Genomic DNA, 12,061 nt, shown 5'->3' on the forward strand with positions numbered 1-12,061 from the left:
CGCCTTACCCGCTCCTGCTTGCGCGCGATACACAAACTCCCGAGAACTCCCCATCCTCGGCATGATCCCCTGCTCCTCGGCCCCCACGCCGTCGGCATGGATGGCCGTTGTCGAGAACTGGGCATGGCCCGGCCGTTTCTGCATCATGCTGAGCGACACGCCTGAGCTGACGGTCCGGACCCCGAAGCCGTGGCGCAATCCCTTCGGCGACGCCTGCGGTCCCCTGACCCCCGCCTCTCCAGCACGGCGACGACATGGCGCAAGGCGCTCGTCCTGGAGAATTCCCACGAGCGCGCGCCGCGCCCTGCGCCCTCGCACGTCGTGGAGGCGCATGCCTCCGGTCATCAGTCTGCTCGCGTGTTCTGGCGCATCCATTTCGTCAGGGCGTCCTCGCCAAGCTCACCTGCGGCCAGCGCCGTCACCGTCCAGGTCGCCGCATCCTCCGGCGCGGTGAGGCGGCGGCCATTGCGCGCGAAGAACACGTACGCGGCCAGGAAGGCGGTGCGCTTGTTGCCGTCCACGAACGGATGATTGCGGGCGATGCCATAGGCATAGGCGGCGGCGAGCCCGCAGAGGTCCGGCTCGCCGTAAGCGGCAAGGTGGCGCGGACGGGCCAAGGCGGAGCCCAGCAAGGCCTCGTCGCGGATGCCCGCGAGCCCGCCGTGCGCCGCCAGCAGCCGGTCGTGCAGGGCGATGATGACGGCGCGGTCTATCCACACGATGTCTCCGCTCATGCGGGCCGTTACTTCGCAAGGGCGCGCAGGGTGTTACGGTAGGCGGCCATGCCCTTTTCCCCGAGCTGCATCTGGCGCTCGAACTCGGGGTCATAGGGGGTGATGCGGTAGCCGTACGGGGTTTCGGTCAGAAAGGCGCGCTCCCCTTCCTTAAGCCCTAGCCGGTCGAGCGCCTCGCGCGGGATCACCGCGCCCAGGGAATTGCCGATCTTGCGGATTTTCAGTTCGAACATGATTTCAGGCTCTTGTTATAACATCTGTAATAACATAAGCCGCTCCGCCCATTGTTGTCAAAGAACGGTCCGGTATCCGCATCGGCGCTTGGCGCGTGACAGACGCTCAAGCGCTCTGCCCGCTTGCTCGACGCTGTTTTAGGTGTCGAGGCGCGGCGTGCCGGGTTGCCCGAGCCGTCTCCACTCGTGCGCGAGGAGACACCGCCGAACGAGGCGGTAGAAGCGGAAACGCCGCGGGCGTGGCCGGCGGTTGACCATCCCCATGATCGGGCCTATGTGCCCCATGCGAACGAGCGTCGGATCCTCTTGCGAGCTTCAGCTCGCGGCGGAACCGCAATGCGCGGTCTGGGAAGGCGCTCCCAGCGTAGTCCCCGAAGCGCTCAGGTTTCATCCTTGCGGGGTATTTCGGGGTGATGGGCACGGGACCGGGCCTTGCTGCTCTGCCGGTACGAGCGCCGCCCGACAAGGGGCCTGCGGGAAGTCGCAGCGGCGGGTCGTTGAAACGGGATTTCCATTTGAACACGTGCAGGCAATGACGGACACGCCGAAAAACCTGAAGGAGTTTTGGTTCCGATGCGTGGCCCTTAAAAAGGCCCATGATAGTTTCTGTAAGTTCGGTACCGACCTGCTGCTTTTCAGAAAACAACCGCGCCTCTGTTTCGCGATCCTTGGCAGCGCGATCTGGAAAGAAGCCGTCGCAATGGCCACGGCAAAACCAAGAGATGCAAGCGCAAGATCGGAATCTATAAGGTGCTCCAATACCCAAATAGCCGCACCGCACAGCACTACAGCGGGCTACGAGCGCGAGCCGTTTCCAAATATTCATTGGCAAACGACCCATTAGATGGTCAGGCGGGCTCGTAGCGCTTCACGTCGATTTCGCCTGCCCGCTCGCGCATGGCGTGGCTGTCGTGCCATGCCTGCATGCGCAGCAGAGTGTCCATGGAGAGGCCAAAGGCCTTTTCTAGCCGCAAGGCCATCTCTGGCGACAAAGCCGACTTTTCGTTGACCAGATCCGAAAGCGTTGCCCTGCGCACACCCAGAACCTCGGCGGCCTTCGCCACAGACAGGCGTAGTTCGTCCAGAATTTCCTCACGGATGAAGCTGCCCGGATGCGGGGGCCTCATCCCGATTTTTGTGACTGCTTCGTTCATCAGTGATAATCCTCCAAATCCAGATTGTAGATTGCGTCGTCATCGAGGGCGAAGGTGATCCGCCAGTTGCCCGAGACCGAGATGGTCCACGTTCCGGCCCGGTCGTCGGAAAGTTGGTGGATGCGCCAACCGGGCGGGCCCTGCACGCCGCTCATATCCTGCGCCGTGATCAGCGCGTGTTGCGGACCCTGCGCACGGCAGCGCGCCGGATTTCCCGGTCGTCGTCGCTCTCGATCAGCCGTTTCAGGGCGCGGTGGCGACGCTTCGAATCTTCATGGCTCTACAGTACGGTCACACCGTACGGTGATCAAGCCTTTTCCTCAACGCTACAACCAGAGGATGACATAAGCAAAATCAGTGGTTTACGCCCATCGTGGAGTACATTTGCATACATCGGCATACTTTCTCATCGCCGATTCGGACACAAACGCTTTTATATCAATATGTTCGCGACCGGACGCCTGATCAGAGGTGCGACCAATCCGGGCACAATCGGAACAAAATCATCCAGCCTGCATGGTGCGGCCGTCGGCGAGGGTCAGCCATGCTCGTGCGCCGGGAACCCGGGAAAGCAGCGCCGTCGCTGCTTCGGGGGGCGCGACATAGAGCGCCGTCGACAGGGCATCGGCGGTGGTGGCGCGGGACGCCTGCACGGTGATGCTCGCGTAGACGGCAGGGCTGGCGCCGGTGGCCGGCGACAGCAGGTGTTGGCGACGGCCCGTTGCGTCGAAAGCCAGTCGGGAGCCGGCGGAAGTGGCGAGCGCGCCGTCGATGAGCGGGATCGTTCCTGGACCGCCTGAAGCCGCCGCCGCCGGAATGCCCACTGTCCACGGCGCGCTATCGCCACGCGGCCCCAGCGCTCGCCACTCGCCCAGCCCGACCAGCACGTGCGTCCAGCCGTGGTCGCGCAGCAGGTCTGCGACCCGGTCGGTGATGTAGCCCTGGGCGATGCCGTTGAACGTCACAGCCATGCCGGGCGCCAGCGTGACGCGATCGGGCGCGACGGCAATCTTGCGGTAGTCGACGAGGGCGAGTGCCCGCGCGACGGCAGCGGGCGGCGGATCTTCGGCCCCGGTGCGACGGAGGAAGTGCTCGGCGTAGAGTCGCCACAGCGGCTGGACGCTGATGTCGAACGCCCCGCCGCTCCGCGCGCTCCACCGCCGGCTTTCGTCGAGGAGGCGCAGCATGTCCATGGATGGCGCGTCCAGGCGGCCGTCGCGGTTGAGGCGGCAAACCGCGGAATCGCCGCGGAACAGGCTGAACTCCGCTTCCAGGCGATCGATTTCCGCCTGTGCGGCGCGCACCGCCGCTTCCGCCGCCGCCCGTTCGCGGTGATAGAGGATGATCTCGGCCTCGGCCCCGAGCGCCGTGCCGCGCCATACGAACCGGCGCGACAGCCCCGGCAAGGCGGCCGCGCCGTTGCTCGCCCACAGCGCGGCGGCCCCCCCGGCGATGACCGTCAGGGCGCGGCGGCGCGAGAGGGTTGTCGGCTTGCGCACCGTCATGACGTCACTCCGCTGCCGGCTGGCTCGCGCCGCCGGCGAGCGCCTGGCGCCGCTCCCGGCGTTTGCGGCGGGCGACCAGCGGCGGGCAGATCCATTCGTCGTAGTACAACTGTTGGCAGTTGAGGCAGTAGATGCACTCGTTGGGATTGATGGCGCCTGACGGATGGATGGCCTGCACCGGGCAGCGCTGCTCGCAGATGCTGCACTCCCGGCCGCACTGCGGATGACGCTTGAGCCACTCGAACATGCGGAGCCGCGCCGGGATCGCCAGCGCCGCGCCGAGCGGGCACAGGTAGCGGCAGAAGAACCGCTCGATGAACAGGCCCGCGACCAGCAGCGCCACGGCGTACAGCACGAACGGCCATTCCCGCATGAACTTCATGAGGATCGCGGTCTTGAACGGCTCCACCTCCGCGCCTTTGAAAGCAAGCTCCATGGAGTGCAACGACACCGCAAACAATCCCAAAAATATTATGTACTTGATCGGCCACAATCGCTCGTGAGGGATGAACGGCAGTCGGACCTGCGGGACGCGGAGCGCCCGCGCCGCTTCGCTTAGCAACTCCTGCAGCGCTCCGAAGGGACACAGCCAGCCGCAGAAGACGCCGCGCCCCCAGAACAGCAGCGCGACCGCAACGTAGCTCCACAGGATAAAGATGAGGGGATCGAGCAGAAAGAACTCCCACCGAAAGTCGGAGATCAGCGACTGGCTGAAGGTGATGACGTTGACGACGCTGAGTTGGGCGTTGGCGTACCAGCCGATCCATAGCAGCGTCACCGCCAGGAAGGCGAGGCGCACGGTCCGGTACAGTCGGTAGCGATCGACCAGCGCGTCCTGCCCCACCAGGATCGCCGTCAGCACGACAAGGATCGCGGTGACGACGACGATGTCGCCCCAGCGCTCCAACCAGTAGCTCTGCCACAGCGGCCGCTCGTCCCCGGCGCCGGTCGCACCCGCCGCCGCGTCGTCTGATGTGTTGGGGGCGCCGATCCGGTAGCGATCCGGGAGCGCGAAGTCGAGGCTGAACACGGCGCCGACCTGCCGATCCCCCGGCGGGCCGCGCTTGACGGCAAGGTCGAGCCGCCATGGTCTCAGCGGATCGAAGCCGCTCGCCGCCGGCACCACGAAGGCTCCCGCTTCGCGAAGCTCCGGTGCGCCTGCCGCCTGAACTTCCTGGACGTTGTGGTAGCCGTCTTTCTGAAGGCGGATGGTGGTGTCGCCCTGGACGATCTGGATGCGCTCGAACGTTCCGGAGCGCACGTACTCCGTGCCCTTGAACGAGTAGGCGCCGTTCGCCGCGATGAACAGAAGCTGGTCTTCCAGCGCCATCGAGGCCGTCAGGCGGTTGAACAGCGCCTTGCCGAGGAGGTTCTGGCCGATGCGCGGCGGCGAGGCGAGCGCTGCGTAGATGTCGATGAACGCGGCCTCCGGGGCCTGGCCCGCCGGCGCTGCCGGACCGTCCAGCCGCTCCGCCACCTCACCCGCGGTGACCGTCCGCCGCACCACCGAGCCTTCGGCAATCAGCTCCGACCACGACGCCGCCGAGACGCTTTCGCGATCGAGGCGCACGCCGCCGGTGCCGCCGAGCAATCCGCGGGAGCGGGCAACGGCGCGCCCGGCGCGCAGGATGCCGTCGCGTATGACGGCGCTGGAGACGGTGGCGCCACCGATGGCGTCGGGCATCCGCTGCTGCCGCTCGCCCCCTTCGGCCTGGCCGCCCTCGTCCTGACCCGGACCTGGGCCGCGCAACGCAACCTTGAGGTCGGTGCCGGCGAACCCGCGCACGTATGCGCGCAGCCGTTCCTCCGGGATGCCGATCACCAGGATCGGCTCATTGTGGTGTGTCAACAGCGTCCCGGTGATGACGGCGTCGAGATCGATGCCGACGAGGATATCGAGAGGCTTGCCCGAATAGCCGACCGTGCCGACCGTATCCTGCGTCGAGAACACGTAGCCGATGCGCCGATCCCCCTGGAACACCGGCGCCGACGGCGGCGTTCCGTCGAACGCGCCGATCCGGTCGGCCTCCGGAGCGACGGCCATGAGCTGTTCCGCGCTCACGGGTTCCGCCGCCGACGCGGTTGTCGCGAGCCCCGCGGCGATGGCGAGGGCGAGGGCGAGGCCGACCGCCAGCCCCAGCCGCAACACGCCGAGACCGGCGCGATGCCGCCATGGCGCTCTCAAGGCCCTAACGGCGCGGGGCGGTGGCAGGCACATGCTCACGTTCCGAGGGCACGCTCAGGGGTGCGTTGGACGTCGAACATGCTCTATTCTCCCTCAAGCGACTCCCCCCGTCCTTGACGCCGGTTAATACCCCCAAAATTTGTGGCGGTGATTGACGAAGGTTAAGGTGCACCGCAAAATCCCCGGATACGTTGACGACGATCCGTCACCTGGGAGGGGATTATGATCCGATCCGGCCTGTCCACGCTGCTTACCACCGCCATGTTCGTCACCGCCTTTTCCGCCGCCGCCGCCCAGCCTGATCCGGCTGAACTCAAGAAGCACGAGACGCAACCGGGCGATCGCTACGTGCCTTCCCTCAACATCCTGTCGGACGAGCCGGTCGCCTATCCGGGAGATCAGGAAGGCGTTCCGAACATGACGGAGGAGCAGTACAACTACGCCAACAAGATCTACTTCGAACGGTGTGCCGGCTGCCACGGCGTGCTGCGCAAGGGGGCGACCGGCAAGCCGCTCACCACCGACATCACCCGCGAGAGCGGCGAGGAGTACCTCAAGGCGTTCATCACCTACGGCTCCCCGGCCGGCATGCCGAACTGGGGCACCTCCGGCGACCTTAACGAGGACGAGATCACCCTGATGGCCCGCTATCTCCTCCACCGTCCGGCCGATCCGCCGGAGTGGGGCATGCCGGAAATGCAGGAGAGCTGGAAGGTCATCGTCAAGCCGGAGGACCGGCCCAAGGAGCAGATGAACGATCTCCCGCTGGACAACCTGTTCTCCGTGACGCTCCGCGATGCCGGCGAGGTCGCCCTGATCAACGGCGACAGCTACGAGATCGAGGCGGTGCTGGAGACCGGCTACGCCGTCCACATCTCCCGCACCTCGGCCTCCGGTCGCTATATCTACGTGATCGGTCGCGACGCCAAAGTGTCGCTGATCGACCTGTGGATGGAGAAGCCGGGCGTGGTTGCCGAGATCAAGCTCGGCATTGAGGCCCGCTCCGTCGAGAGCTCCAAGATGAAGGGCTGGGAGGACAAGTACGCCATCGCCGGCGCCTATTGGCCGCCCCAGTACGTCATCATGGACGGGCTGACCCTGGAGCCGTTCAAGATCGTCTCGACCCGCGGCTACACGGTCGACACCCAGGAGTATCACCCGGAGCCGCGCGTCGCCTCGATCGTGGCCTCGCACTACAGGCCGGAGTTCGTGGTCAACGTGAAGGAGACCGGCCAGATCCTGATGGTGAATTTCGGCGACATCAACAATCTCAACGTCACCACCATCGGCGCCGAGCGCTTCCTGCACGACGGCGGCTTCGACTCCTCCGGGCGCTTTTTCCTGGTCGCCGCCAACGCCCGCGACACCATCGCAGTGGTGGACACCAAGGAGAGCAAGCTGGTCGGCCTCATCAAGAGCGAGGGCAAGACCCCGCATCCCGGGCGCGGGGCCAACTTCGTGCATCCCGAATATGGGCCGGTGTGGGCCACCAGCCACCTCGGCGACGAGACCATCACCATGATCGGCACCGACCCGGAAGGGCATCCGGACCAGGCATGGAAGGTCGTCGAGACGCTTGAAGGCCAAGGCGGCGGCTCGCTGTTCATCAAGACCCACCCCAACTCCAGGAACCTCTACGTCGATACGCCCCTCAACCCGGAAGCGGAGATCGCCGCTTCGGTGGCCGTGTTCAACCTCGACAACCTGGAGGAACCCTACAAGGTTCTGCCCATCGGGGAGTGGTCGGGGATCACCGAGGGCACGCGCCGGGTCGTGCAGCCGGAGTTCAACAAGGCCGGCACCGAGGTCTGGTTCTCGGTGTGGAACGCCAAGGACCAAGCATCGGCGATCGTCATCGTCGACGACAAGACGCTGGAGCTGAAGCACGTGATCAAGGACCCGCGCCTGATCACGCCGACCGGAAAATTCAACGTATATAACACGCAGCACGACGTATACTGATCATGGGGCGGAGCGGAGGCAGCCGGGTCACGGCTGCCCTGCCCGCCGCCAGCTATCGTGGACCTCTTCTAAGGACGGGCCGCCATGCTCGACAAACCGATCGTCCACCTGGTCGGCGCCGGCCCCGGCGACCCCGAGCTCCTCACCCTCAAGGCTCGGCGTCTCCTCGACGAAGCGGACGTGGTGGTCTACGACCGCCTCGTCTCCGACGACATCATGGCGCTGATCCCCAAAGGCACCGCCCGCATCAGCGTCGGCAAGCAGCCCAACGCCCACCCCGTGCCCCAGGAGGAAATCAACGCACTGCTGGTGCGCCTGGCGCGCTCCGGCCGCAAGGTCGTGCGACTCAAGGGTGGCGATCCGTTCCTGTTCGGCCGTGGAAGCGAAGAGGCGCAGCACCTCCTCGACAACGGTGTCGCTTACGACGTGGTGCCCGGCGTGACATCGGCGTCGGCCTGCGCCACGGCGGCCGGCTTTCCGCTCACCCACCGCGGCCTTGCCACCGGCGTCCGCTTCATGACCGGCCATTGCCGGGGCGACAGCGACCTGGACCTGGACTGGCGTGGTCTCGCCGATCCCGACACCACCCTCGTCATCTACATGGGCATGGCCAAGATGCCGCACATCGCTGTACGCCTCATCTCCCATGGCCTCCCGGAAACCACGCCCGCCGCAGCGATCAGCAACGGCAGCCGCCGCAGCCAGCGGACGGTGTTCGCCACGTTGGGCGACATCGCAGACGTCGCCGCTGCGGCGCGGCTGGACAGCCCTGTGCTGTTCGTCGTCGGGCGCGTGGTCGAGCTTGCCGGCACGCTCGCCTCCGGTCGAGACCACACCGCGGAAGCCCGTTCTGGCGGCGATGCCGGCGTTGGCTGAAGCTCTGGTCGCGGGTGTCGTTCTGGTCGTGGCGCCAGTGGCCTCCACCGCGTCGGCCGATGGTTCAGTGCCGCCGGAGCGCCAATCGGATCTCCTCCATCTCCTCAAGCACGACTGCGGGTCCTGTCACGGTCTGACCATGAAAGGCGGGCTTGGTCCGCCGCTTCTTCCCGATACTCTGGCCGGGCGCGCCGATGCCGATCTGGCCGAGATCATCCTCGAGGGTGTTCCCGGCACGCCGATGCCCCCGTGGCGGTCGCAGCTTCGCGCGGGAGAGGCCGACTGGCTCGTGCGCCAATTGAAGCAGGGACTCCCGACAGAAGGCATGGCGCCGTGATCCTGTTGCGCACTCTCGCGATGGTGCTGATCCTGTCGGCGACTTCGGCGCTCGCCTTCGCCGAGGTCGCGCTGCGCGGCACCGGCGATCTGGGGCTGATCGTGGAGCGCGCCGCCGGGCGGGTGCAGATCGTGGAGACGACGACGCAAAGCAAGCTGGCTGCCGTCGACGGGCTCGGCGACCTGTCCCACGCGTCCGCGGTGTTCTCCCGCGACGGACGCTTCGCCTTCGTCTTCGGGCGCGACGGCGGCTTGAGCAAGATCGACCTGCTCGAAGGGCGGCTGGCCAAGCGCATCGTCCAAGGCGGCAACAGCATCGGCGGCGCCATCTCCCAGGACGGCGCCCTGGTCGCCGTCGCCAACTACGAGCCGGGTGGCGTGCGGGTCTTCGACTCCGGGACCCTGGAGCCGGTCGCCGACATTCCGGCCGGCGACGACGCCGCGGGCCGCTCCAAGGTGGTCGGGCTGGTCGATGCGCCCGGCCAAAGATTCGTGTTCAGCCTCTACGATGCCGGCGAGATCTGGATCGCCGACATGAGCGAGCCCGACAACCCGCGCATCACGCGTTTCGAAGGCGTCGGCGCACTCCCCTACGACGCGCTGATCACCGGCGACGGCCATTACTACATCGCCGGCCTGTTCGGCGAGGACGGGCTGGCGCTGCTCGACATGTGGCGCCTGGACGCAGGCGTGCGCCGCATCCTCGACGGCTACGGCCGCGGCGAGGCGCCGCTGCCGGTCTACAAGATGCCGCACTTGGAAGGCTGGGCCAAGGCCGGCGACCTGCTGTTCCTGCCCGCCGTCGGCCGCCACGAAGTGTTGGTCGTCGATCCGCGAACGTGGCAGGAGGTGGAGCGCATCCCCGTTCACGGCCAGCCGGTGTTCGCGGTCGCCCGGCCGGACGGCCGTCAGGTCTGGGTCACCTTCGCCCATCCGCTGAACGACACCGTCCAGGTCATCGACGTCGCCGCCATTGAGGTCTCCCACGCTCTCACCCCCGGCAAGGCGGTGATGCATATCGAGTTCACGCCCCGTGGCGAGCAGGCGTGGATCTCGGTGCGGGACGAGAACCGGGTCGACGTCTACGATACACGGACCATGGAGCGGCTCAGCTCGATCGCCGCAGAGACCCCGAGCGGCATCTTTTTCGCTGCCCGCGCCCATCGCATCGGCCTCTGATCATGGCCGCGGCGGATCTCGTCACGCGGCTGATCAACGGCTACCAGCGGGACTTCCCGCTGACGCCGCGGCCGTTTCGGGACATCGGCGAGTCCCTCGGACTCCGCGAAAACGAGGTCCTGTCGTTGGTACAGGATCTTCGGGATCAGGGGGCGCTGGCGCGCGTCGGCGCCGTGGTCGCGCCCAACACGATCGGCGCCAGCACCCTTGCCGCCATGGCGGTGCCGGCGCAGCGCCTGGATGCGGTCGCCGCCATCGTCAGCGGCTATGGGGAGGTGAACCACAACTACGAGCGCGAGCACGACCTCAACCTCTGGTTCGTGGTCGCCGCCGCAAGCGCCGAAGCCGTTGCCGCGGTGCTCCGGGACATAGAGGCGCGGACCGGGCTCGCCGTCATCGACCTGCCGCTGATCGAGGCGTTTCACATCGACCTCGGCTTCCCGCTGCCATGCCCGTGAGCGTAACCGACCGGCGCCTGTTGACCGCCATCGAGGATGGCCTGCCGCTGGTGCCGGAACCCTACGCCGAACTCGGCCGGCGCCTCGGCCTCTCCGAAGCGGAGGTGATCGCGCGACTGCAGGGTCTGATCGCGGGCGGCGTCATCAAGCGGTTCGGCATGGTCGTCCGCCACCGCGATCTCGGATACACCGCAAACGCCATGGCGGTGTGGGACGTGCCCGATGATCGCGTGGGCGCCGCCGGCCGGCGTCTCGCCGAGTTTCCGTTCGTGACGCTCTGCTATCGCCGCCGGCGCCAGCCGCCCGTCTGGCCATACAATCTGTTCTGCATGATCCATGGCACCGACAGACGCGTCGTGTGCGATCAGATCGCCCAGATCAATTCCGAACCGGAACTCGCCCATTGTCCGCACGCAGTGCTGTTCAGCCGCCGCGCCTTCAAGCAGCGCGGCGCCCGCTATTCGGTTCGCGAGGCGAAGGAGACGGCGTGATGGACGACATCGACCGCCGCATCGTCAACGCCCTGCAGGACCCGGACGCCTTCCCGGTCAGCGAACGCCCCTACGCGGAGGCCGCGCGGGCTCTGGGCCTGGAGGAGGCGGACCTGATCGCCCGCCTGCGGCGGATGTGCGCGGACGGCCTGCTCAGCCGCTTCGGGCCACTGTTCGACGCCGAACGCCTCGGGGGTGCGGTCACGCTTGCGGCGATGAGCGTGCCGGAGGACCGCTTCGAGGTGGTCGCCGATCTGGTCAATGCCCATCCGGAAGTCGCCCACAACTACGCCCGCGACCACCCCCTCAACATGTGGTTCGTGGTCGCCGCCGCGGACCCGGAGCGCGTCCGCCCGGTGCTCGACGCCATCGCACAGGAGACCGGGCTCAGCGTTCACGACATGCCGAAGCTGGAGGAGTTCTACATCGGCTTGAGGCTCGCGGTATGAACCGGACCGCGCCGCCACCGCCCGTCGACGCTGAGGATCGCCGGTTGATCAAGGCGATGCAGGGCGGGCTGCCGCTCGTCCCCCGCCCCTACCACGCCCTGGCCGAAACCCTCGGGCTCGCGCCGGAAGAGACCATGGCGCGGCTCCGGCGGATGTTGGCAGACGGCATCATCCGCCGCATCGGCGCCGTGCCCAACCACTACCGGCTCGGCTACACCGCCAACGGCATGACGGTGTGGGACGTCGCCGACGATGCGGTCGCCGCCGCCGGCAGCGCCGTCGGCGCCCTCGCGTTCGTCTCCCACTGCTACCAACGGCCGCGGCATCTGCCGCTCTGGCCTTACAACCTGTTCGCCATGGTCCATGGCCGGAGTCGCGACGAAGTGGAACGCCGGGTGGCGGAGATCGCCGAACTGCTCGACGATCGGTCCCGCGCCCACGCCGTGCTATACTCGACCCGCATCCTCAAGAAGACGGGCCTCCGGCTCGCGGATTGAAG

At 67.0% G+C, this 12,061-nt stretch carries 15 protein-coding genes; 9 read left to right on the forward strand and 6 right to left on the reverse strand.

Annotated features, from left to right (window positions below; all coding sequences use genetic code 11):
- Window positions 1-344 precede the first annotated feature (344 nt).
- Both IPM60_03890 and IPM60_03895 read right to left on the reverse strand, forming a co-directional pair.
- Entirely contained in the window at window positions 345-734 is a 390-nt protein-coding gene (locus tag IPM60_03890) for a type II toxin-antitoxin system death-on-curing family toxin (GenBank protein MBK8907056.1), read from the reverse strand.
- 8 nt (window positions 735-742) lie between these two features.
- Complete coding sequence (locus tag IPM60_03895; GenBank protein MBK8907057.1) at window positions 743-967, reverse strand: AbrB/MazE/SpoVT family DNA-binding domain-containing protein; 225 nt, start codon at window positions 965-967, stop codon at window positions 743-745.
- Between the two features lie 532 nt (window positions 968-1,499).
- Here IPM60_03895 and IPM60_03900 point away from each other — a divergent pair.
- On the forward strand, window positions 1,500-1,811 hold the full coding sequence (locus tag IPM60_03900; GenBank protein ID MBK8907058.1) for a hypothetical protein: 312 nt from the start codon (window positions 1,500-1,502) through the stop codon (window positions 1,809-1,811).
- A 4-nt stretch (window positions 1,812-1,815) separates the two neighbouring features.
- On the opposite strand, the gene IPM60_03905 is transcribed toward IPM60_03900, so the two are convergent.
- The 4 genes from IPM60_03905 to IPM60_03920 all read right to left on the reverse strand — a co-directional run bounded on the left by IPM60_03905 (window position 1,816) and on the right by IPM60_03920 (window position 5,811).
- Complete coding sequence (locus tag IPM60_03905) at window positions 1,816-2,121, reverse strand: HigA family addiction module antidote protein (GenBank protein ID MBK8907059.1); 306 nt, start codon at window positions 2,119-2,121, stop codon at window positions 1,816-1,818.
- A complete protein-coding gene (locus tag IPM60_03910; protein MBK8907060.1) occupies window positions 2,121-2,276 on the reverse strand; it encodes a type II toxin-antitoxin system RelE/ParE family toxin in 156 nt (51 codons plus the stop codon). Before IPM60_03910 ends, IPM60_03905 begins: the two co-directional genes overlap by 1 nt.
- A gap of 348 nt (window positions 2,277-2,624) precedes the next feature.
- Window positions 2,625-3,626, reverse strand: coding sequence for an FAD:protein FMN transferase (locus IPM60_03915; GenBank protein ID MBK8907061.1), 1,002 nt, complete (start codon window positions 3,624-3,626; stop codon window positions 2,625-2,627).
- A gap of 4 nt (window positions 3,627-3,630) precedes the next feature.
- Window positions 3,631-5,811 (reverse strand): regulatory protein NosR, encoded by a 2,181-nt coding sequence (locus IPM60_03920; protein MBK8907062.1) that lies wholly within the window; start codon window positions 5,809-5,811, stop codon window positions 3,631-3,633.
- A gap of 222 nt (window positions 5,812-6,033) precedes the next feature.
- Between IPM60_03920 and IPM60_03925 the strand changes: the two genes are divergently transcribed.
- The 8 genes from IPM60_03925 to IPM60_03960 all read left to right on the forward strand — a co-directional run bounded on the left by IPM60_03925 (window position 6,034) and on the right by IPM60_03960 (window position 12,059).
- The gene (locus tag IPM60_03925) at window positions 6,034-7,773 is read left to right on the forward strand and encodes a c-type cytochrome (protein MBK8907063.1); all 1,740 of its coding nucleotides are present in this window, start codon (window positions 6,034-6,036) and stop codon (window positions 7,771-7,773) included.
- Window positions 7,774-7,857: 84 nt separating this feature from the next.
- Window positions 7,858-8,649, forward strand: coding sequence for a uroporphyrinogen-III C-methyltransferase (gene cobA, locus IPM60_03930; protein ID MBK8907064.1), 792 nt, complete (start codon window positions 7,858-7,860; stop codon window positions 8,647-8,649).
- Window positions 8,633-8,986 carry a cytochrome c gene (locus IPM60_03935; GenBank protein ID MBK8907065.1) on the forward strand — a complete coding sequence of 118 codons (354 nt, stop codon included), beginning with the start codon at window positions 8,633-8,635 and terminating at the stop codon, window positions 8,984-8,986. The genes cobA and IPM60_03935 overlap by 17 nt, the downstream gene beginning before the upstream one ends.
- Before the next feature lie 20 nt (window positions 8,987-9,006).
- Window positions 9,007-10,164 (forward strand): protein nirF, encoded by a 1,158-nt coding sequence (locus IPM60_03940; protein MBK8907066.1) that lies wholly within the window; start codon window positions 9,007-9,009, stop codon window positions 10,162-10,164.
- A 2-nt stretch (window positions 10,165-10,166) separates the two neighbouring features.
- Window positions 10,167-10,622 (forward strand): Lrp/AsnC family transcriptional regulator, encoded by a 456-nt coding sequence (locus tag IPM60_03945; GenBank protein MBK8907067.1) that lies wholly within the window; start codon window positions 10,167-10,169, stop codon window positions 10,620-10,622.
- Window positions 10,613-11,113 (forward strand): AsnC family transcriptional regulator, encoded by a 501-nt coding sequence (locus IPM60_03950; protein MBK8907068.1) that lies wholly within the window; start codon window positions 10,613-10,615, stop codon window positions 11,111-11,113. Before IPM60_03945 ends, IPM60_03950 begins: the two co-directional genes overlap by 10 nt.
- Window positions 11,113-11,562 carry an AsnC family transcriptional regulator gene (locus IPM60_03955; protein ID MBK8907069.1) on the forward strand — a complete coding sequence of 150 codons (450 nt, stop codon included), beginning with the start codon at window positions 11,113-11,115 and terminating at the stop codon, window positions 11,560-11,562. Before IPM60_03950 ends, IPM60_03955 begins: the two co-directional genes overlap by 1 nt.
- Window positions 11,559-12,059: an AsnC family transcriptional regulator gene (locus IPM60_03960; GenBank protein ID MBK8907070.1), complete on the forward strand. Its 501-nt coding sequence runs from the start codon at window positions 11,559-11,561 to the stop codon at window positions 12,057-12,059. The genes IPM60_03955 and IPM60_03960 overlap by 4 nt, the downstream gene beginning before the upstream one ends.
- The last annotated feature ends 2 nt before the right edge of the window (window positions 12,060-12,061 follow it).

Source organism: Rhodospirillales bacterium (assembly GCA_016710335.1).
Taxonomy (GTDB): domain Bacteria; phylum Pseudomonadota; class Alphaproteobacteria; order Rhodospirillales; family Defluviicoccaceae; genus JADJXQ01.

Bases quoted from the DNA above. Each gene is read 5' to 3' on its own strand.
- IPM60_03890 (MBK8907056.1), bottom strand. From the start codon at position 734: ATGAGCGGAGACATCGTGTGGATAGACCGCGCCGTCATCATCGCCCTG.
- IPM60_03895 (MBK8907057.1), bottom strand. From the start codon at position 967: ATGTTCGAACTGAAAATCCGCAAGATCGGCAATTCCCTGGGCGCGGTG.
- IPM60_03900 (MBK8907058.1), top strand. From the start codon at position 1,500: ATGACGGACACGCCGAAAAACCTGAAGGAGTTTTGGTTCCGATGCGTG.
- IPM60_03905 (MBK8907059.1), bottom strand. From the start codon at position 2,121: ATGAACGAAGCAGTCACAAAAATCGGGATGAGGCCCCCGCATCCGGGC.
- IPM60_03910 (MBK8907060.1), bottom strand. From the start codon at position 2,276: ATGAGCGGCGTGCAGGGCCCGCCCGGTTGGCGCATCCACCAACTTTCC.
- IPM60_03915 (MBK8907061.1), bottom strand. From the start codon at position 3,626: ATGACGGTGCGCAAGCCGACAACCCTCTCGCGCCGCCGCGCCCTGACG.
- IPM60_03925 (MBK8907063.1), top strand. From the start codon at position 6,034: ATGATCCGATCCGGCCTGTCCACGCTGCTTACCACCGCCATGTTCGTC.
- cobA (MBK8907064.1), top strand. From the start codon at position 7,858: ATGCTCGACAAACCGATCGTCCACCTGGTCGGCGCCGGCCCCGGCGAC.
- IPM60_03935 (MBK8907065.1), top strand. From the start codon at position 8,633: ATGCCGGCGTTGGCTGAAGCTCTGGTCGCGGGTGTCGTTCTGGTCGTG.
- IPM60_03940 (MBK8907066.1), top strand. From the start codon at position 9,007: ATGGTGCTGATCCTGTCGGCGACTTCGGCGCTCGCCTTCGCCGAGGTC.
- IPM60_03945 (MBK8907067.1), top strand. From the start codon at position 10,167: ATGGCCGCGGCGGATCTCGTCACGCGGCTGATCAACGGCTACCAGCGG.
- IPM60_03950 (MBK8907068.1), top strand. From the start codon at position 10,613: ATGCCCGTGAGCGTAACCGACCGGCGCCTGTTGACCGCCATCGAGGAT.
- IPM60_03955 (MBK8907069.1), top strand. From the start codon at position 11,113: ATGGACGACATCGACCGCCGCATCGTCAACGCCCTGCAGGACCCGGAC.
- IPM60_03960 (MBK8907070.1), top strand. From the start codon at position 11,559: ATGAACCGGACCGCGCCGCCACCGCCCGTCGACGCTGAGGATCGCCGG.